17 protein-coding genes are annotated in these 16,822 nt (G+C 69.8%); 8 read left to right on the top strand and 9 right to left on the bottom strand.

Going from position 1 to position 16,822, the window contains the following annotated elements; translation table 11 throughout:
- Nucleotides 1-47: 47 nt before the first annotated feature.
- From menD to C454_RS15025, 3 genes are all read right to left on the bottom strand, one after another.
- Entirely contained in the window at nt 48-1,796 is a 1,749-nt protein-coding gene (menD, locus tag C454_RS15035; RefSeq protein ID WP_004977035.1) for a 2-succinyl-5-enolpyruvyl-6-hydroxy-3-cyclohexene-1-carboxylic-acid synthase, read from the bottom strand.
- Between the two features lie 71 nt (nt 1,797-1,867).
- A complete protein-coding gene (locus C454_RS15030) occupies nt 1,868-3,199 on the bottom strand; it encodes an isochorismate synthase (RefSeq protein WP_004977034.1) in 1,332 nt (443 codons plus the stop codon).
- 152 nt (nt 3,200-3,351) lie between these two features.
- Complete coding sequence (locus tag C454_RS15025; RefSeq protein WP_004977033.1) at nt 3,352-3,945, bottom strand: sulfite oxidase-like oxidoreductase; 594 nt, start codon at nt 3,943-3,945, stop codon at nt 3,352-3,354.
- 182 nt (nt 3,946-4,127) lie between these two features.
- Here C454_RS15025 and C454_RS15020 point away from each other — a divergent pair, with 182 nt between their 5' ends.
- The 3 genes from C454_RS15020 (at nt 4,128) to C454_RS15010 (ending at nt 6,474) form a co-directional block, all read left to right on the top strand.
- Nucleotides 4,128-4,340 carry a ribbon-helix-helix domain-containing protein gene (locus C454_RS15020; protein WP_004043463.1) on the top strand — a complete coding sequence of 71 codons (213 nt, stop codon included), beginning with the start codon at nt 4,128-4,130 and terminating at the stop codon, nt 4,338-4,340.
- Nucleotides 4,341-4,398: 58 nt separating this feature from the next.
- Entirely contained in the window at nt 4,399-4,677 is a 279-nt protein-coding gene (locus C454_RS15015) for a UPF0058 family protein (protein WP_004977032.1), read from the top strand.
- Nucleotides 4,678-4,821: 144 nt separating this feature from the next.
- Entirely contained in the window at nt 4,822-6,474 is a 1,653-nt protein-coding gene (locus C454_RS15010) for a rhomboid family intramembrane serine protease (protein ID WP_004977031.1), read from the top strand.
- A gap of 51 nt (nt 6,475-6,525) precedes the next feature.
- Here C454_RS15010 and C454_RS15005 read toward each other — a convergent pair whose 3' ends face one another.
- The 3 genes from C454_RS15005 to C454_RS14995 form a co-directional block, all read right to left on the bottom strand.
- Nucleotides 6,526-7,152 carry an METTL5 family protein gene (locus C454_RS15005; RefSeq protein WP_004977029.1) on the bottom strand — a complete coding sequence of 209 codons (627 nt, stop codon included), beginning with the start codon at nt 7,150-7,152 and terminating at the stop codon, nt 6,526-6,528.
- Complete coding sequence (locus C454_RS15000; protein WP_004977028.1) at nt 7,152-7,547, bottom strand: hypothetical protein; 396 nt, start codon at nt 7,545-7,547, stop codon at nt 7,152-7,154. Before C454_RS15000 ends, C454_RS15005 begins: the two co-directional genes overlap by 1 nt.
- Before the next feature lie 213 nt (nt 7,548-7,760).
- Nucleotides 7,761-8,744 carry a lamin tail domain-containing protein gene (locus C454_RS14995; protein WP_004977027.1) on the bottom strand — a complete coding sequence of 328 codons (984 nt, stop codon included), beginning with the start codon at nt 8,742-8,744 and terminating at the stop codon, nt 7,761-7,763.
- 141 nt (nt 8,745-8,885) lie between these two features.
- On the opposite strand from C454_RS14995, the gene C454_RS14990 reads away from it, so the two are divergent.
- Nucleotides 8,886-9,839, top strand: coding sequence for a transcription initiation factor IIB (locus tag C454_RS14990; RefSeq protein ID WP_004043457.1), 954 nt, complete (start codon nt 8,886-8,888; stop codon nt 9,837-9,839).
- A gap of 71 nt (nt 9,840-9,910) precedes the next feature.
- On the opposite strand, the gene C454_RS14985 is transcribed toward C454_RS14990, so the two are convergent.
- Nucleotides 9,911-11,554 (bottom strand): flippase activity-associated protein Agl23, encoded by a 1,644-nt coding sequence (locus C454_RS14985; protein ID WP_004977026.1) that lies wholly within the window; start codon nt 11,552-11,554, stop codon nt 9,911-9,913.
- Between the two features lie 101 nt (nt 11,555-11,655).
- On the opposite strand from C454_RS14985, the gene C454_RS14980 reads away from it, so the two are divergent.
- The 3 genes from C454_RS14980 (at nt 11,656) to C454_RS14970 (ending at nt 12,915) form a co-directional block, all read left to right on the top strand.
- A complete protein-coding gene (locus C454_RS14980) occupies nt 11,656-11,943 on the top strand; it encodes a hypothetical protein (RefSeq protein ID WP_004977025.1) in 288 nt (95 codons plus the stop codon).
- A gap of 34 nt (nt 11,944-11,977) precedes the next feature.
- Nucleotides 11,978-12,463 (top strand): universal stress protein, encoded by a 486-nt coding sequence (locus C454_RS14975; protein WP_004977024.1) that lies wholly within the window; start codon nt 11,978-11,980, stop codon nt 12,461-12,463.
- A gap of 125 nt (nt 12,464-12,588) precedes the next feature.
- Nucleotides 12,589-12,915, top strand: coding sequence for a 2Fe-2S iron-sulfur cluster-binding protein (locus tag C454_RS14970; protein ID WP_004969999.1), 327 nt, complete (start codon nt 12,589-12,591; stop codon nt 12,913-12,915).
- 123 nt (nt 12,916-13,038) lie between these two features.
- On the opposite strand, the gene C454_RS14965 is transcribed toward C454_RS14970, so the two are convergent.
- On the bottom strand, nt 13,039-14,181 hold the full coding sequence (locus tag C454_RS14965) for an MBL fold metallo-hydrolase (protein WP_004977023.1): 1,143 nt from the start codon (nt 14,179-14,181) through the stop codon (nt 13,039-13,041).
- 66 nt (nt 14,182-14,247) lie between these two features.
- Complete coding sequence (locus C454_RS14960; RefSeq protein WP_004977022.1) at nt 14,248-16,014, bottom strand: globin-coupled sensor protein; 1,767 nt, start codon at nt 16,012-16,014, stop codon at nt 14,248-14,250.
- A gap of 136 nt (nt 16,015-16,150) precedes the next feature.
- On the opposite strand from C454_RS14960, the gene C454_RS14955 reads away from it, so the two are divergent.
- Entirely contained in the window at nt 16,151-16,786 is a 636-nt protein-coding gene (locus C454_RS14955) for a hypothetical protein (RefSeq protein WP_004977021.1), read from the top strand.
- Nucleotides 16,787-16,822: the final 36 nt, after the last annotated feature.

The following is a 16,822-nucleotide window of genomic DNA, read 5'->3' as shown; positions in this document are numbered from 1 at the left end:
CCACGATTCGGAGCGCGGGAGAAAAGTCAGTCGGTCGACTGGTTCGGTTAGTCGGACAGTCGCTCTCTGGCGCGCTCGGCGATGCGCTCGCGCACGCGGTGAGAGGACTCGGCGTCGGTCCGGACCTCGATGACGTCGGTGCCGTCGGTGGCGACCGACTCGGCGTAGGCGTCGCGGAAGTCGTCCGGGTCGACCGACGCGAACGAGAGGTCGTAGAGGTCCTCCGTGGCCGCGAAGTCGAGACCGTGGGGCGTCTTGAACTGGTCCGTGAAGGGCGGCTCGTACCCCTCGATGGGGAGCATGTGGAAGATGCCGCCGCCGTCGTTGTTGACGAGGACGATGGTCGCGTCCACCCCGAGGCGGCCGAGCGCGAGCAGGCCGTTCATGTCGTGGTAGTACGCGAGGTCGCCGGTCAGGAGCGTCAGATGGTCGGTCGCCGCGGAGCCGGCTCCGAGCGCCGAGGAGACGATACCGTCGATGCCGGACGCGCCGCGGTTCCCGAGGACCGTGCGGGACTTCGTCGAGGGTCGCGCGAAGCGGTCGAGGTCGCGGACGGGCATGGAGTTCGAGACGAACAGCGTCGCGGGCTCGGGCGCGAGGTCGGCCACGTCGGCCGCGAGCCGGCCCTCGAAGGCGTCGGTCTCGTCGTCGACGAGGCTCCAGTAGGCGTCTTCCGCGTCGGACCACAGCGCGTTCCACGCCTCGTCGGGGCGGTTGCGGATGAGTTGCGAGAGCCGCCACGCGAGTACCGAGGGCTCGGCCTCAACGAGGTCGGTCGCCCCGAACTCGGCCTCGCGCCAGCGGCCCGTCGGGTCGACGAGGTACTGCCGGGCGTCGGTGCGCGCGAGGTACTTCCGGAGCGCCTTCGAGGTCGGCGACGCGCCGATGCGGACGACGACTTCGGGGTCGGGCCAGTCGGCGGTGACGCGCTCGTCGAGGTAGGCGTCGTAGCCGCCGAGGACGGTCGTCGTCCGGGTGTGGCCGCCGAAGCGGAGTCCCGAAAGCGGGTCAGCGACGACGGGGAAGCCGGTCGCGTGGGCGAACGCGGCGACGGCCTCGGCGTTGAATCCGGGCGGGTCGGCGGGACCGGCGACGATGAGTCCGCGGTCGACCGCGAGGTCGTCGGCGAGCTTTCGGAGGTGGTCCTCGGAGAGTTCCGGCGCGCCCGCGGTCGTCTTGACGTAGGGTCGGCTCCCGCTCCGGCCGTCGAGCGCCTCGGGGTCGAGGTCGGCGGGCACGTCGCCCTCGACGTACGTCGGTTCGAGCGGCTTTCTGAAGGGGAAGTTGAGGTGGACGGGACCGGCGTCGACGCCGGTTGCCTCGGAGACCGCGCGGCCGGCGGTGGTTCGGAGGCTCCGGAGTTTCCTGTCGGTGGCCTCCGGTTCGGGCATGTCCTTGTACCAGCGGACGGCGTCGCCGTAGAGCTTCTCCTGGTCGATAGTCTGATTGGCCCCGCTGTCGCGGAGTTCCGGCGGTCGGTCGGCCGTGAGGACGAGCATCGGCACGCGGGCCTGCGACGCCTCGATGACGGCGGGGTGGAAGTTGGCCGCGGCGGTGCCCGAGGTGCAGAGAACGGGCGTCACCTCGCCCGTGCGCCGGGCGCGGCCGAGCGCGAAGTAGGCCGCCGAGCGCTCGTCGAGGTGCGAGAACGTCTCGATGTCGTCGTGGCGGTCGAACGCCTCCGTGAGGGGCGTCGAGCGACTGCCGGGTGCGATGCACACCGCGTCGATGCCGGTGCGTGCCAGTTCGTCGGCGAAGGTCCGTGCCCAGAGGGCGTTTCGGTTCGGTGCTGTCATCTCGTCTGGGTCGTCAAATCGGGGTGAATCGAGTCGGAGTCGGTCGTCGGCGTCGGTCGCCAGCCTCGAACTCAGTCGTCGCGTTCGAGTTCGTCGAGGATGGGTCGGTACTTCAGTTGCACCTCGTCCCACTCCGCGTCGGGGTCGGAGTCGGCGACGAGGCCGACGCCCGCAAAGAGCGTCGCCAGCGTCTCCTCGACGATGGCCGAGCGGAGGGCGACCGCGAAACTGCCGTCGCCGTCGGCGTCGAACCAGCCGACCGGCGCGGCGTACCAGCCGCGGTCGAACGGTTCGGTGTCTCGAATCACGTCGAGGGCGGCCTCCGGCGGGAGGCCGCCGACCGCGGGCGTCGGGTGGAGCGCGTCCACGAGAGAAAGGACGTGTTCGTCGCGTTCGAGCGTCGCGTCGATGGGCGTCCAGAGGTGCTGGACGGTCGCCAGCTTCCGAATCCCGCGGTCGCCGACGCGAATCTCGGCCGAAAGCGGGGCGAGCTGTTCCCGAATCGTCTCCGCGACGAGTTCGTGTTCGTGGTTGTCCTTCTCGCTTCCGAGCAGTTCGTTCGCCAGCCACTCGTCTTCGTCGTCGGTGTCGCCGCGGCCGGTCGTCCCGGCGAGCGCGCCGGTCTCGACCTCGCGGCCGCGGAGCGAGACGAGTCGCTCGGGCGTCGCGCCGAGGAAACTCGCCCCGCCGTTCGGTTCGACGAGGAAGCGGTGGCAGTCGGGGTACGTCCGACCGAGGCGGGCGAGCAGGTCGGGCGCGGCGGCGGGGCGGTCGAGTTCGACTTCGAGCGCCTGCGCGAGGACGACCTTCTGAAGGTCGCCGGCGCGGATGCGAGAGACCGCGGCGTCGACGCTCTCGTGCCACGCCTCGACCGAGGTCGTCCGGTGGCGGTTCGAGACGCCCGGCGGTCCCTCGGGGGGAGCGTCGTCGAGCGATTCGAGCGTCTCGCGGACCTCGTCGAGTCGGTCGCCGACGCCCTCGGGGTCGGCGTCCGCGCCGACGGCGGTGACCGTGAGCCACGCGTCGTCGCCGTCGAAGGCGACCTGCACCTCGGGGACGACGAAGCGCGCGGCCGGGAAGTCGGCCCACGGGTCGCGGCCGGTCGCCTCCTCGTGGAAGGCGAGGCCGCCGAAGAATCGCGGGCGGGCGGCGTCGGGGGCGTCAACGTCAGCGCCGTCGAACAGCGACGTGGCCGTCTCGCGGACGCGCGCGAGTCGCTCGGGGCCGTCGGCCTCGACGGCCACGGCGACGCCGCCGCCGACGACTGTCGGCTCGTCGGGGGCGGTCCACAGCGCCCGCGGGCGGCGCATCGTCGCGAGCGACGCCGAGACGGGCGGCGCAGACAGTCGAACCGACCTGCTGACGAGATGGTCCCCCACCTCGTCTGTCCGCAACGGTTCCATCGACCGTGGGTCAGGACCGGGGACGCTTGAAACTCTCCCTTCTGTCCCGCGCGCCGCCCCGGGGAGACAGCGGGACGCGCACATCCGTCCACCGAACGACAACGCTGGTGGCTCGGACGCGAAGCGACCGCCGAAAACGCTGGAAAATCAGCTCAGCTGTACCGCTCTTCGTTCCACGGGTTCGCCGTGTTCGAGTAGCCGCGTTTCTCCCAGTAGCCGCGTTCGGGTTCGGTGAGGAACTCGACGCCCGAGACCCACTTCGCGCCCTTGTAGGCGTACTTGTGCGGGGTGACGACCCGGAGGGGGCCGCCGTGGTCGGCGGGCAGGTCCTCGCCGTCGTAGCCCCAGACGAACATGACCTCGTCGCGCATGCACTGGTCGAGAGGCAGGTTCGTGGTGTAGCCGTCCATGGCGTGGAACATCACGTGGACCGCGTCGTCGTCGACGCCGACCGCGTCAGCGAGCGTCGGGAACGTGACGCCCTCGAACTCGCAGTCGAACTTGCTCCAGCCGGTGACGCAGTGGAAGTCCTGTACCTGCGTCTCGGAGGGGAGGTCGCGGAACTCGTCGAACGAGCGGTCCAGTTCGGTCTCGACCGCGCCCCACGCCTCGAACGACCACGTCTCCGGGTCCCACGAGGGCGTGCCGCTCTTGGAGAGCACGGGAAACCGCTGGGTCTCGCGTTGGCCCGGCGGGAGTCGGTCGTCGCCGAACTCCTCGTAGAGGTGGGTCACGTCGTTGGCCATGGTCGAATCTTCGGCCCGACGCACCTATCACTAACGACTCCGGACACCCGTCGGCGACCGGGGCGGCAGCCGCACTAACCGAACGTAAGCGGAGATTCGCGTTCGCCGGAACGACCTTCGGAAAACCCGAGTATTCCCCCGGTAGAGTTATATACGGCCCTTCCAAAGCGACGGACGTTCAGATGCCCAAAGTAGAGATTACCGTGCCGGAACACCTGGAGATGCAGATCGTCCAACTCGTCGAACAGGGCGAGTTCGTCAACCGCGACGAGGCCATCGAGGACCTGCTGTCGACCGGTATCCGCGCGTACAAGACCAGCGGTCCGATGTCCGACGAGGACCGCGCGTACGAAGACGACGGAATGATGGGCCACGAAGACGAGTACGTCTTCTGAGCCGAGTGACAGTATCCCCCAATAACGCTTAAACCGCCCTCGCGCCTAACCAACGCTCATGCACAAGGACGAACTGCTGGAGCTGCACGAACAGATGGTTATCATCAAGGACCACTTCTCGGCCCGCGACCACGTCGATTCGAGCCTGTTCGACCCCTACGACGAGCTCGCCGTCGAGCCCTCCCACGTCCACAAATCGAAAAGCGAGCACAAACACGCCGTGTTCGTGCTGGGGAACGCCCTCGCGACCGCGATGAGCGACGACGAGTTCTCCAGCGCGGGCCGCGTCGGCAAGCGCATGGAGGAACTGGCCGACGACGCCGAAGGGAAAATCTGAGCGGCCGTCCGCCGCAGCGCGCCCCGCGACCGACCGCCCGACGCTGAGCCGCTTCCCGCCGTCGGATTCGTGTCGCTCGCTAGCACTTCTCAAGCAGTTCTCCGCGGGTTTCTTTATCACCCATTCGTACGACACAGGTAGCTAATGCTAGAGATACCGGGCTGGATACCGTTCCAGCGACTCGCCGCGCTCCTCGCGCTCCTCGCGGCCGCCGTCGCGCTCGCCGTCGTCGACAGACCGACTCGGCTCTCGGCGGCCCTCCGGCGGCGCTTCCTGTTCGGCCTCCCGCTCGGAACGCTCGTCAGCGTCGGCGGCGTCCTCCTCGTCTATCTCGTCGTGCAGGACGGCTGGTCGTCGTGGTACCGGCCCGTCGTCATCCCGTTCCGGGCGTGGTCGTACTTCTACCCGACCGGGATGCTGACCGCCGCGTTCGCTCACTCCAGCGCCGGCCACCTCGTCGGCAACCTCGTCGGCACGCTCACGCTCGCGCCGGTCGCGGAGTACGCGTGGGGACACTACCCGACGCGCCGCGGGTCCACCTCGTTCGGGTCGGCCCGCGAGAACCCCTACGTCCGGTCGCTCGTCGTCTTCCCCGCGGCCGTCGTCGGCGTGGGGCTTCTGACCTCCGTCTTCGCGCTCGGCCCGGTCGTCGGCTTCTCCGGCGTCGTGTTCGCGTTCGCCGGCTTCGCGCTCGTCTTCCGGCCGCTGGCGACCATCTTGGCGTTCGTCTCCGGGCGCGTCGTCAGCCTGTTTTACAACGCGATGCTGTCGCCCGAAGTCGTCTCGTCGGCCCGCCCCATCTTCTCGACGCCGTGGTGGTCCCAAATCGCCATTCAGGGCCACGCCATCGGCTTCCTGTTCGGCGTCCTCCTCGGCGTGTGGCTCAGCCACCGCCGCGAGGGGTCGAACCCGCCCGCCCTCCGGAGCTTCGCCGGCGTCCTCCTGTTTTCCGTGAGCGAGTCGCTGTGGGCGGTGTACTGGTACCGCGGCGGCGAGACCTACGTGCTGTTTCGCGCCGTCGGCTTCGCGCTCGTCGTCGCGCTCGCGACCATCGTCGCGCTGACCGTCGCGGCCTCCGACAAGCCGCTCCGCGAGTACGCGCCCGACAACTCGGTGTTTTCGGCCCGCCGCTGGCAGGCCGGCCTCGCCGTTCTCCTCGTCGTCGTCGCGGCCCTGTCGGGGCCGGCGATGCTGTACAACACGTTCACCGCGAGCGGCGACGACCTGCCGGGCGAGAGCGTCTCGGTCAGGGACTACGACGTGACCTACGCCGAGGACGTGCCGAACGGGCTGACCGCCGTCTTCGACATCGAACTGTTCGGCGAGTCGACGACGACCAACACCTCCGGGGTCATCGTCAGAAGCGAGCGGCGCGGTATCTGGACGACGGCCGTCTCCACGAGTCGGCTGGCGTTCGACGGCGAGTCGGCGGTCAGGCTCGGCGGCCTCGGCTGGCGCGACCAGGTGACGGCGGTCCGCGACGGCTACGTCGTCTCGGGCGCGGGAACCGCCTACCGGGTGTTCCTCGTCGCCGACGGCGAGGCGCGACTGGCCTACGAGACCGGGCCGGTCCGAGCCGAACCGGTCGTCGCCCGGCGGAACATCTCGGTCGTGCCGACGGCGACGGGCTACGACATACAGGTGTCGTCGGACAGCGGGACCGTCAGAGGACCGATGCCGACCGAGAACGCGAGCACGACGCTCGACGGCATCCGGTTCGTCCGCGAGAAGTCGTTCGTCTTCGCCGAGTCGCGGGGGACGAAAGTCCGAGTCGCGCGAAAAGAGACGTACAATTAGTCTGGGTCCGCGGTCGACGCGCGCGCTGACGACGGCGCGGTCACGGTCGCCTCACCACTCGATTCTGAACACTTCGGCGTCGAGCTGTCGGCGGTCCTCGTCGTGGAAGTCGAACTGGCGGTCGAGGTCGAACGTCGCCCGGAAGGCGTCGGTGAGGTCGCCGCCCGCGTCGGCGACGAACGACTCGACGAACTCCTTGCTCCCCTCGTTGTGGACCGAGTAGGACACGTCGGCGACCGACGCGACCGATTCGAGGAAGGCGCGGTCGGCGTGTTCGTTGCCCCGCTGCGCGCCGAACGGTGGGTTCATGAGCACCGTGACCTGCCGGTCGTCGGGGAGACAGAGCGGCAGGCGGGTCGCGTCGGCGCGAATCCAGTCGATGGGGGCGCTCGCACCGACCCGGCGGGCGTTGTCCGTCGCGGTTTCGAGCGCCGCGTCGTCGAGTTCGACGCCGACGACGCGGGCGGGCGAGCGGAGCGCCGCGCCGAGTCCGAGCATGCCGGTTCCGGAGCCCAAATCGAGGACCGTCGCGCCCTCGATGTCGCCGCGGAGGTCCGCGAGGTGGACGAGATGCGCGGCGAGGTCCGGCGGCGTCGGGTACTGTTCGAGCGAGACCTTCGGGTTCTCGAAGCCGGCGACCACCGCCAACTGCGCCTCCAGCGCGGCCTTGGTTGCCATCAGCCGTCGATGGAACCTCGAAGCTCAAAAGCGACACCCTCGCGCCGGGCGCGCTCGCCGAGCGCCGCGAGCGCGGACTCGGCGTCGTCGGGGCGACAGCACTCCGCGACGTCGACGGCGACGCGCCCGACGCCGAGGAACGCGGCGGCGCGGACGTACTCGCGGAGGCGGTCGGACTCCGACTGCACCGCGAGGGGGTCGTCCTCGCAGAAGCGGGCTTCGACGGTGAGTTCGGCGGGGAGGTAGCCCTCCTCGGCGAGTCCGGCCTTCAGGTCGCGGAGGTGCGACGGGGCGGTCGACTCCAGCCCCGCGGCGTCGAGAACGACGGGAGTCAGGTCGGCGGGACGGCCGGCGACGAGTCCGGCTTCGACGGACGAGGATTCGAGCGTGCTCATGTTGCACACACATTTCCTTTGGTTATGTATATATCTTTGTAAATGCCCAGTAGTAATCCTATGCGTGGAATCCGCCGATGGCAGGGCGGTTCGCCGCGCAGACATGACAGCCTAGAGAGTAATGTCCGTTGGTACCGTACTGCTTGTGGGGGCACACGCTCCGCCCCCATTCCCCCTGACCCCGCGGGGTGGTTCCGCCCGGAGCCGGCGACTCTACTCGTACGCGTACGCGAGCACTTCGGTTCCGGCGGCGTCCCGAATCGTGACCGTGTCGCCGCCGTTGTTCCACACCGCGCCGCCGCGACCCCAGTAGACGTCTTCATCGGTGTCGGTTCCCGAGCCCGTGTGGAGCGTCAGCGACGCGCCGGGGTCGAGTTCGGTCCCCTCGGCGAACGTGTAGGTCGCGCCCGCCGCGTCGGAGACGGTCCACCCCGAGAGGTCGACGGGGTCGTCGCCGTCGTTCCGGAGCGTGACGTACTCCTCGTTCAGGTTGTCGTTGTCGTTGCCGGGCGCGTCGGCGACGACCGAGACGGAGAGGCCGTCGTCGGTGGTCGCGTCCGCGCCGCCCGCGGCCGCGCCCTCGGTCGCGCAGGACCAGAGGCCGACCCCGCGCTCTCTGGCGTCGCGCTCGGCGCGCTCGTAGCGCTCGCGCTCCTCGAACGAACTCTCGTAGAGTCGGGCGTGGCCCTCGGTGATGAGGTCGTAGTTGAACTCCGCGCCGTCGACGACGACGTACGCGAGGAGCCGGCCGTAGTAGCCGCGCTCGCCCGCCTTCTCGTCGTATCGGAGCTCGACCGTCCGGTCGGCGAGCCGGGACTTCGCGTAGGCGCTCGCGTCCTCGCCCGCCGTGCGGAGGCAGGTCCGGCCGGCCTCGGTCTCGGGGACGCCCTCGAACTCGTCGGGCGTGTTCTCGGCGTGGACCTCCGGCGTGTCGACGCCGAGGAGCCGAACCGTCTCGCGCGCGCCGTCCGGCATGACGACCTTGATGGTGTCGCCGTCGACCACGTCGACCACCTCGACTGTCACGTCGCCTTCGGCGGCCGCGGTCGTCGGCGACCCCGACTGCGCCGTCGGCGATGCCGTCTCTGTCGCGGTCGATTCGACCGTCGTCGCCGCCCCCGCGCCGCCCCCGCCGAGACAGCCCGCGAGGACCGCGAGAACGACGACGACGAGTGTCGCGGTAGCACGTCTGACCATTCGATTCACCGTTAGTCAGGGAACTGTATAAGTAGCTGCGTCCGAGTCGCCCGAATCCGAGCTCGTCGAATCGCCAGACAGCGGCCTGTATCATATTTCTGTTACAAAGGTTTAAATTCACGCTCCACCAGAAACCTTTTAATGGAACGTCCGAGCCGGCAGCGTCAACGAGAGGAGGAGGCAACGGCACAAGAGGACGAGCAAGTCAACTGTCCGGAGTGTGGCTCTGACCAGATCGTCACGGACGCAGACCAGGGGGAGCTGGTGTGTGACGACTGCGGACTCGTCCTCGACGAGCGACAGATCGACCGCGGCCCGGAGTGGCGGGCGTTCAACCACTCCGAGCGGCAGTCGAAGTCGCGCGTCGGTGCGCCTATCACGGAGACGATGCACGACCGGGGGCTGACGACGACCATCGACTGGAAGGACAAAGACGCCTACGGTCGCTCGCTTTCGTCCGAGAAGCGGTCGCAGATGCACCGCCTGCGCAAGTGGCAAGAGCGCATCCGCACGAAAGACGCCGGCGAGCGCAACCTCCAGTTCGCGCTCAGCGAAATCGACCGCATGGCCTCGGCGCTCGGCGTCCCGCGGTCGGTCCGCGAGGTCGCCTCGGTCATCTATCGCCGCGCGCTCAACGAGGACCTGATTCGGGGGCGCTCCATCGAGGGCGTCGCCACCTCGGCGCTCTACGCCGCCTGCCGTCAGGAAGGCATCCCGCGCTCGCTCGACGAAGTCGCGGAAGTGTCGCGCGTCCCGCAGAAGGAAATCGGTCGCACGTACCGCTACATCTCCCAGGAACTCGGCCTCGAACTCAAGCCCGTCGACCCCAAGCAGTTCGTCCCGCGGTTCGCCTCCGCGCTCGACCTCTCCGAGGAGGTCCAGGCCAAGGCGACCGAAATCATCGACGTGTCCGCCGAGCAGGGGCTTCTCTCCGGGAAGTCGCCGACCGGCTTCGCCGCCGCCGCAATCTACGCCGCGTCGCTTCTCTGCAACGAGAAGAAGACCCAGCGCGAGGTCGCGGACGTGGCGCAGGTGACGGAAGTCACCATCCGGAACCGCTACCAAGAACAGATCGAAGCGATGGGCTTCCGCTGAGCGTCGGCCCGCCGACCCGACCCGCGACCCGGCTCACCGTCACCGACTGACGACGTCGACGACACGCAGTTTTAGTTTTTCACGAACACCACGACCGGCCGGCCCCAGAGGCCGGTGTCGTACTGGTGTGCGACGTAGCCGTCGAGGAGCGGCGCGACCGTCCCGCGCTCGTCGGCGGGCGCGATGACCACCGGCGGAACCGACGACCGAGATTCGAGCGCCTCGGGCGTCGCCGCCGACGTCGAGTCGGCGCCGATTCGCTCGACGTACCACGCCATCGGGAGCTGTTCGCCCCACGGGTCGGGGACCGGCGGATAGTCGGCCGCGCCGTCGGCGACGTACATCGAACTGCCGTAGTAGAGCACCTCAGGCCCCTCGTCGTCGGTCGGCCCGACCCACGCCGAAAGGTTGTCGCGGAACGACGAGAACTCGCTGGACGGCTGTGCGAAGTGCGCGAGTTCGGTGTCGCGGTCGCTCGGGCCGTACACCTCGGTCGTCGCCACCGCGCCGGTCTGGGCGACGAGCGCGAGCAGGACGATGACCGCGGCCGCGACGCGGGGCACGTCCCGCGAGTCGAACGCGCTGCGACCCCAGCGGACGAGCGCCGCGAGGCCGATACCCGCCGGGAGCGCGAGCGGGACGACGACGTAGACGCCGAGCCACGGCGCGGACACCTCGGTCAGCATGGGGACGAACGCCAGCGACGCGCCGGCCCAGTAGACCGCCGCCGACACCTCAGAACGCGGCCCGCCGGCCGTGTAGCGGTCGACGAGGAAGACCGCCGCGCCGAGGAGGACGACCGGGAGCGCCGCGAGCGCGAGCGCGCCGAGGAGGTCGCCGAAGTACGGGAGATACTCGTGGGTTCCCTCCGGGTAGCGGTCGACGACGCGGACGCCGACGAAGCGACGGACCGAGCCGAACAGCGCCGCGTCGATTGCGCCGAGAATCGTCCCCGGCGTGTAGAGCCCCGCGCCGTCGGTGTCGCCCGCCCGCGGGGCGAACGCGAAGACGTAGAGTCCGACGAAAACGAGGAGCGCGCGGGCCGCGGGGGTCGCCGCGCCGCGGAGTCGGGCGGCGTACTCGCCGAGGCGCATCGCGGCCGGTCGCGCCGACGGGAGAAGCGCCGCGTGGTCGAACACCAAGAGGCCGGCGACGGCGAGACAGCCGAGGGCGACGACGCCGAGCCCCGACGAGGCGACGGCGAGCGCGACGGCCGCGGCGAGTCCGTAGGCGTTGCGCCGCCCCGCGCCGTCGACGAGACGGACCGCGAAGCCGAAGGCGACGAGCGCGAAGCCGACCGCGAGCACGTCGCCGCGGGCGAACCGGCCGTAGTAGACGAGAATCGGGTTCGCCGCGAGGACGGCCGCGAACCCGACGGTCTCGTCGGCGGCGAGGCGGCCGCGGAAGAGGAGCGCCGCGAGCGGGAGGGCCGCGCCGAACAGCGCGAAGGGGAGGCGGAGCGCGAAGTCGGTCGCGCCGAAGAGAGCGAGCGACGGCCGCGAGAGGTGATAGACGAGCGGGCCGCCGGCGACGGGGCGGTACGAGAAGAAGCCGGTTTCGAGCGACCGGAGGCTCCAGTAGCCGACGCGGGCCTCGTCCCAGTGGAGCGGCCGGTCGCCGAGTCCGACGAGGCGGACGACGAGCGCCGCGGCGGCGAGCGCGACGACGGCGAGCGTCGTTCGGTCGGGTCGCCGCCCGACGCGGGAGGGAATCATGGGATGACGTGGCGCGCCGGACGGCAGAAAGGTTACGACTTGGAAGGCCGGCGGCCCGCCCCTTCGAAAGCGTCATCCCCGCCGACCGGTAGCACTCGGATATGTCGCTCATCGAGTCGCTACCCGCTCGCCCCCTCGAACCGCAGGAGCTGACGTCTCTGAACCGCGCCGACGCGTTCGACCTCGTCGTCGCCGTCGAGGACGACGGCCCCGCCCGCAGCCTGCTTTTCGCCACCGAGGCGTGGGTCAAGGCCGCCGCCTACGAGGACGACGCCGGCTGGTCGGTCGTCGAGACGGTCGAACTCGACGAGGAGACCGAGCGAATCGACGGACTGCGGGCGTGCGAGGAGGCCATCCTGTCGTTCCGAGACGACGGGAACGAGGAGTAGTATTAACCGCGTTCCGAACTAAGTACAATTTATCATGTACAGCGAAATCCTCGTCCCGACCGACGGAAGCAGGGCCGCCGAACGCGCCATCGACCACGCCCTCGACCTCGCGACGACGTACGACGCGCGGATTCACGCGCTGTACGTCATCGACACCAGCATCTACACCTCGCTCGACGCCGGCGCGGACGTGGTCATCGACGCCCTCGAACGGGAGGGCGACGCCGCGACCCGACACGTCGGCGAGGCCGCAGAGGAAGCCGGTGTCGACGTGCAGGCCGAGGTCGTCACCGGGACCGCCTACCGCTCCATCCGGGAGTACATCGACGACCACGACATCGACCTCGTCGTCATGGGTACCCACGGGCGCACGGGGCTGAGCCACTACCTCCTCGGGAGCGTCACCGAACGCGTCGTCCGCACCTCGCCGGTCCCGGTGCTCACCATCCGGCTGGACGACGAGGACGAAGAAGACGACGCTGACGAGAGCGCGGACGCGGACGCCGAAGCCGCGGAGTAGCCCGAACTCGGGCGCGAGTCGCGCGTTCCCGACTCGCTCGGCAGCCTGCTCCGACCGCGCGGTCGGCGACGAGGTCGCCGCGACTTTGATAAACAGTTTTGGTGCGGTCGCTCATACGCCGCGGTATGACCGAGTACACCGTCGAGTTCGTCGGCACGGGCGAGACCATCACCGTATCCGACAAGCAGACCATCCTCAAGGCCTGTATCGAGGAGGGCATCGCACAGGAGTACTCCTGCCGCGTCGGGATGTGCCTCGCCTGCTCCGCCGAGATTCTCGAAGGCGACGTCACCCAGCCCGCCGCCCGCGGGCTGACCGACGAGGAGGCAGAGCGGTTCGCCCTCACCTGCATGGCCCGCCCGCAGAGCGACCTCAAACTCGACCGCGGCGTCTACCCGCCGAGCATCGAAGGCGACGCCGCGGCCGCCGGCACCGCCGCCGACGACGACTGACGACGGGTACTCTCCGGGGCCGGCGCGCCGGCCCGCGTTTCTCCGTTTCGCACCGAGTCACCGAGCCGATGCGTCGGCCCGACGCGTCGGACCGACGCACTCGCTCGGCCCGCGGACCGCGCCTCACGCCTCGCTCGTCGCCGCGCAGTTGTTCGGCCCCAACTCGACTTCGAACGCCTCCTCGTCCGACAGCGAGTCCCGACCGAGGTTCGTCTCGATGATTCGCTCGTAGTTTGCCGGCCGCGGCGGCATGTCCGAACAGACGAACGAGACGAACGCCGCCTCGTCCATCGAGAGCGCCCCGAGTCGGTCCCGGAGCGCCCCGAGTTCCGCGACGTACGCGCCGCTTTCGTCCGGGACTGTCCGCGGGCCGTAGTGTGCGGGCGCGACCCGCGTGTCGTCCGTGAACTCGCCGTACCGCTCCGTGAGCGTCGCGTGGAGTCGCCTCGCGGCGTCGGGCGCGCCCTCGTCGCCGTCTTCGAGGTCCGGGCGCGCGACGCTCTCTAGGAAGAGGCTGTCGCCCGCAAAGAGCAGGTCGCCGAGGCGGAACGCGGTCATCTCGGTCGTGTGTCCCGGCGCGTGGACGGCGACGAGTTCCGCGTCGCCGACGCTGATGGTCTCGCCGTCCGCGACGAGTCGCGCGTCGAAGTCGAGGCCGCGGTCTGTCGCGCCCGCCGGGAGGACGACGGTCGCGCCGGTTCGCTCGGCGACGGCGCTGACGCCGCTGACGTGGTCGGCGTGGACGTGGGTGTCGACGGCGGCGACGACCTCAGCGCCGCGCTCGCGGGCGTCTTCGACGTACCGCCCCGCGAACGCCCGAAGCGGGTCGACGACGACCGCCTCGTCGCCGGCGACGACGAGATAGGCGAGACAGCCGCTGGAGGGGCGGTCGTACTGGAGAACCGTCGCGTCCGCGGTTCCGACGGGGAGTTCGCGGGCGCGATAGACGCGCGCCCAGCCGTCCATTCCCGTTTCGAGATTCTCCGCGGGGACACCGGCCTCGGAGAGCAACTCGGCGACGTGCGCGCTCGACCGGCCCTCCGCGCAGACGACGACTACGGGCGAAGGGGCGTCTTCGAACCCCGCCGCGAGTTCGGAGACCGTCCCGCGAATCTCGGCCTGCGTGAAGCGAATCGCCGGAATCTGGGTCGCGGTCACGGCCGGGCCGTCGACGCGCCACGCCTCGAACTCGTCGCGGTCGCGCACGTCGAGAATCGCCGTCGGGTCGCCGCGGGCGAGTCGGGCCGACAGTTCCTCGGGAGTCATACGCACACGATACGCGCGCCGGGCGGAAGAACGCTACGCGGACCGAAGAGAGAACAGTGACCCGCGCTACTCCGACGTTCCGCCGTCGTTGCTCAGGCGTCTCGATGGCGGTTCGTCGAAGCCGGACTCGTCGAGGACGCCGGCCGGCGGACCGTCGACACCGCCGGTTGTCGGAGTGTCGGAGCTCGGTTCGAGAGGCGTGCCCGCCCCGCCGGCGCCGCCCGTCTCGCCGCCGCCGAGTCGCGCGGCCGCGTCGCGAATCGAGAGCACCTGTTCGGTCTGCGAGCGGTTGGCGTCGGCGATTTCGCCGATTTGGTCCGACACCGCGGTCGCGCGCTCCGTCGCGTCGTCAACCATACCGGCGATTTGCTCGGCGCTCTCGGCCTGGTCGTCGGTCGCCGAGGCGACCTCGCCGACGCCGACGGTCGCCTGCTCGACCGCCGCCGAGATGTCAGAGAGACTGCGCATCACGTCCTCGCCGCGGTCGATGCCGTCGTAGAGTCGGCCGGTCGTCTGCGAGAGGCTCTCGATGGTCTCCCTCGCCTCGGACTGGATGTTGCCCACCGTGCCCTCGACCTCGGCGGCGCGGGCCTGCGACTCCTCCGCGAGGTTCTTGACTTCGCTGGCGACGACGGCGAATCCCTCGCCCGCGTCGCCGGCGCGGGCGGCCTCGATGGAGGCGTTGAGCGCGAGCAGGTTCGTCTGTTCGGCGATGTCGTTGATGGCGTCGAGCACCTCGTCTATCTCCGCGATTTGGTCGTGGAGTTGCTGGACGTCCTCGGAGGCCGTCTCGGCGGCCTCGCTCACGTCGCGCATCACGTCGATGGCCTCGTCGGCCGCGTCCTCGCCCTCGGCGGCGCGCGTGGCGGCGTCGGCGCTGGTCCGCTCGACCTCCTCCGCGGTCGCCGCAATCTCCTCGACGGTCGCGCTCATGTCCGACACCTCGGCGGCGACCGTCGCCATGTCGTCGGCCTGCGCCCGCGCCGTGGTCTCGATGTCGTCGGTTCGCTCCGTGACCTCCTCGGAGGTCCGCAGGAGCGACTCGACCGGCTCGCTCACGTCGGCTTCGACCTCGTTTGCGAGGGCGCGTCGGCGCTCGGCCGCCTCCCGCGCGGCCTGACTGTACGAGTGGATGTACGTCTCCATCGCCACCTGCTGGTCGAGAGACAGGAGCTTCAACACGGGGAGGATGCGCGCGACGACCTCGTCGACGGCGTCTTCGACCCGGTCGTCGCCGCCGCGGAGCCCGCCTGAGACGCCGGCCGCGCCGCCGAGGAGCCCGGAAATCAGACCGCCACCGTCCTCAGCGTCGCCCGCACCGTCGCCGTCTGCGCCGGACTCGTCGCCGACCGTCCGCCCGCCGCCGGTGAACTCGGCTTTCACCTCGTCCGCGACGGCACCGAGAATACCCTCGTAGTAGACCGAGTACGCGCCGAGGTAGAACTTCGGCCCGAGGTCTATCATGTCGTGTAACTTCCCGATTCGCGCCCGCTTCGCGAAGTAGTCCTCGCCGTACTCCCCGCGGCCGAGTTCGCGGAGGTACGCCGCCTGGTCGGCCTGCAGCATCTCCGTGTTCTTCGTCGAGCGACCGAAGAACGTCGTCGCCGCCGCGTGCTCGCCGAGGTGGTCGTAGAACTCCGCGGCGAACTCGTTCGCGAACTCGTCGAAGAGCGGTTGAAGGTCGCTCAATCGTCGCTCGTCCGCCGCCGAGAGGCGAACGAACGACTTCCGGCGGTCGATTTCCGCCGCATCGATGTCCAGTTCTGAGAGTAGCGCATCCCCGTCGACACGCGCTCGCGCGTTGGCGTCGACTGGTGCCGAGGAGTTCGTCATACCCGTTCCCAATAGGTTCCAGTATTTCAAGCCTCACCGCGGAGTATCACGAATGATACCGGAACTGATTGCCGTGAGAATCCCACATTCGTGGACCGGTCCGAATGTTCAGGTGACTGGCGGACCGATGAACGGTATGGACGCCGATTCGTTCCGCGAGTCAGTCGAGGCGGCGAAACGGACGCAACTCGACCGACTCGGCTCGTCGAAGCTCCTGTTAGCGCTGACCGATGCGGACCTCTCCGAACCGGCGGTGCTCCGCGCCGCCGCGTACTCCGAGCACGCGGCCCGCGGGACGTTCGAGGCGTGGGCCGACGACGAGCCCGACGACGACGCGAGAGCCGCCTTCGAGGCCACCGCGGCCCAAGAGGCCGAGCACCTCGACCGCGTCCTCGACGCGCTCGACGAGGAGGTCGACCTCCCGGACGAACCGGGCGTGATGCACGCGTACCTCCGCGGGCGCGAAGACACGGTCGAGCGGGCCGCCGCCGGGATGGTCGGCCGCGGCCTCGTCTCGGTTCGGACCCACACGCAGGTCATCGGCTTCTTCGTCAACGAGGCCGACGAGCCCCGCGCCGACCTCTTCCGCGAGTTGAAAGCCGAGACCGAAGAGACGCTCGCGACCGGTCTCGACCTCTTGGCCGAGCGCTGCGAGAGCGACGACGACTGGGAGCGCGCCCGGATGGTCGCCGAGTACGTCGTCCAACTGGCGTACGACGACTACGCCGACGGCCTCGCCGAACTCGGCGTCGACCCGAAGCCGCTCTGCTGAGTCGGCTCGGCTCGGCGCTTCGGACCCCGGACTGCA

Origin of the sequence: Haloferax gibbonsii ATCC 33959, from assembly GCF_000336775.1 — an archaeon.
Classification (GTDB): domain Archaea; phylum Halobacteriota; class Halobacteria; order Halobacteriales; family Haloferacaceae; genus Haloferax; species Haloferax gibbonsii.
Note: the sequence above shows the minus strand (reverse complement) of the source record. Positions and strands in the feature narration are given on the sequence as shown.

Bases quoted from the DNA above. Each gene is read 5' to 3' on its own strand.
- menD (WP_004977035.1), bottom strand. From the start codon at position 1,796: ATGACAGCACCGAACCGAAACGCCCTCTGGGCACGGACCTTCGCCGAC.
- C454_RS15030 (WP_004977034.1), bottom strand. From the start codon at position 3,199: ATGGAACCGTTGCGGACAGACGAGGTGGGGGACCATCTCGTCAGCAGG.
- C454_RS15025 (WP_004977033.1), bottom strand. From the start codon at position 3,945: ATGGCCAACGACGTGACCCACCTCTACGAGGAGTTCGGCGACGACCGA.
- C454_RS15020 (WP_004043463.1), top strand. From the start codon at position 4,128: ATGCCCAAAGTAGAGATTACCGTGCCGGAACACCTGGAGATGCAGATC.
- C454_RS15015 (WP_004977032.1), top strand. From the start codon at position 4,399: ATGCACAAGGACGAACTGCTGGAGCTGCACGAACAGATGGTTATCATC.
- C454_RS15010 (WP_004977031.1), top strand. From the start codon at position 4,822: ATGCTAGAGATACCGGGCTGGATACCGTTCCAGCGACTCGCCGCGCTC.
- C454_RS15005 (WP_004977029.1), bottom strand. From the start codon at position 7,152: ATGGCAACCAAGGCCGCGCTGGAGGCGCAGTTGGCGGTGGTCGCCGGC.
- C454_RS15000 (WP_004977028.1), bottom strand. From the start codon at position 7,547: ATGAGCACGCTCGAATCCTCGTCCGTCGAAGCCGGACTCGTCGCCGGC.
- C454_RS14995 (WP_004977027.1), bottom strand. From the start codon at position 8,744: ATGGTCAGACGTGCTACCGCGACACTCGTCGTCGTCGTTCTCGCGGTC.
- C454_RS14990 (WP_004043457.1), top strand. From the start codon at position 8,886: ATGGAACGTCCGAGCCGGCAGCGTCAACGAGAGGAGGAGGCAACGGCA.
- C454_RS14985 (WP_004977026.1), bottom strand. From the start codon at position 11,554: ATGATTCCCTCCCGCGTCGGGCGGCGACCCGACCGAACGACGCTCGCC.
- C454_RS14980 (WP_004977025.1), top strand. From the start codon at position 11,656: ATGTCGCTCATCGAGTCGCTACCCGCTCGCCCCCTCGAACCGCAGGAG.
- C454_RS14975 (WP_004977024.1), top strand. From the start codon at position 11,978: ATGTACAGCGAAATCCTCGTCCCGACCGACGGAAGCAGGGCCGCCGAA.
- C454_RS14970 (WP_004969999.1), top strand. From the start codon at position 12,589: ATGACCGAGTACACCGTCGAGTTCGTCGGCACGGGCGAGACCATCACC.
- C454_RS14965 (WP_004977023.1), bottom strand. From the start codon at position 14,181: ATGACTCCCGAGGAACTGTCGGCCCGACTCGCCCGCGGCGACCCGACG.
- C454_RS14960 (WP_004977022.1), bottom strand. From the start codon at position 16,014: ATGACGAACTCCTCGGCACCAGTCGACGCCAACGCGCGAGCGCGTGTC.
- C454_RS14955 (WP_004977021.1), top strand. From the start codon at position 16,151: ATGGACGCCGATTCGTTCCGCGAGTCAGTCGAGGCGGCGAAACGGACG.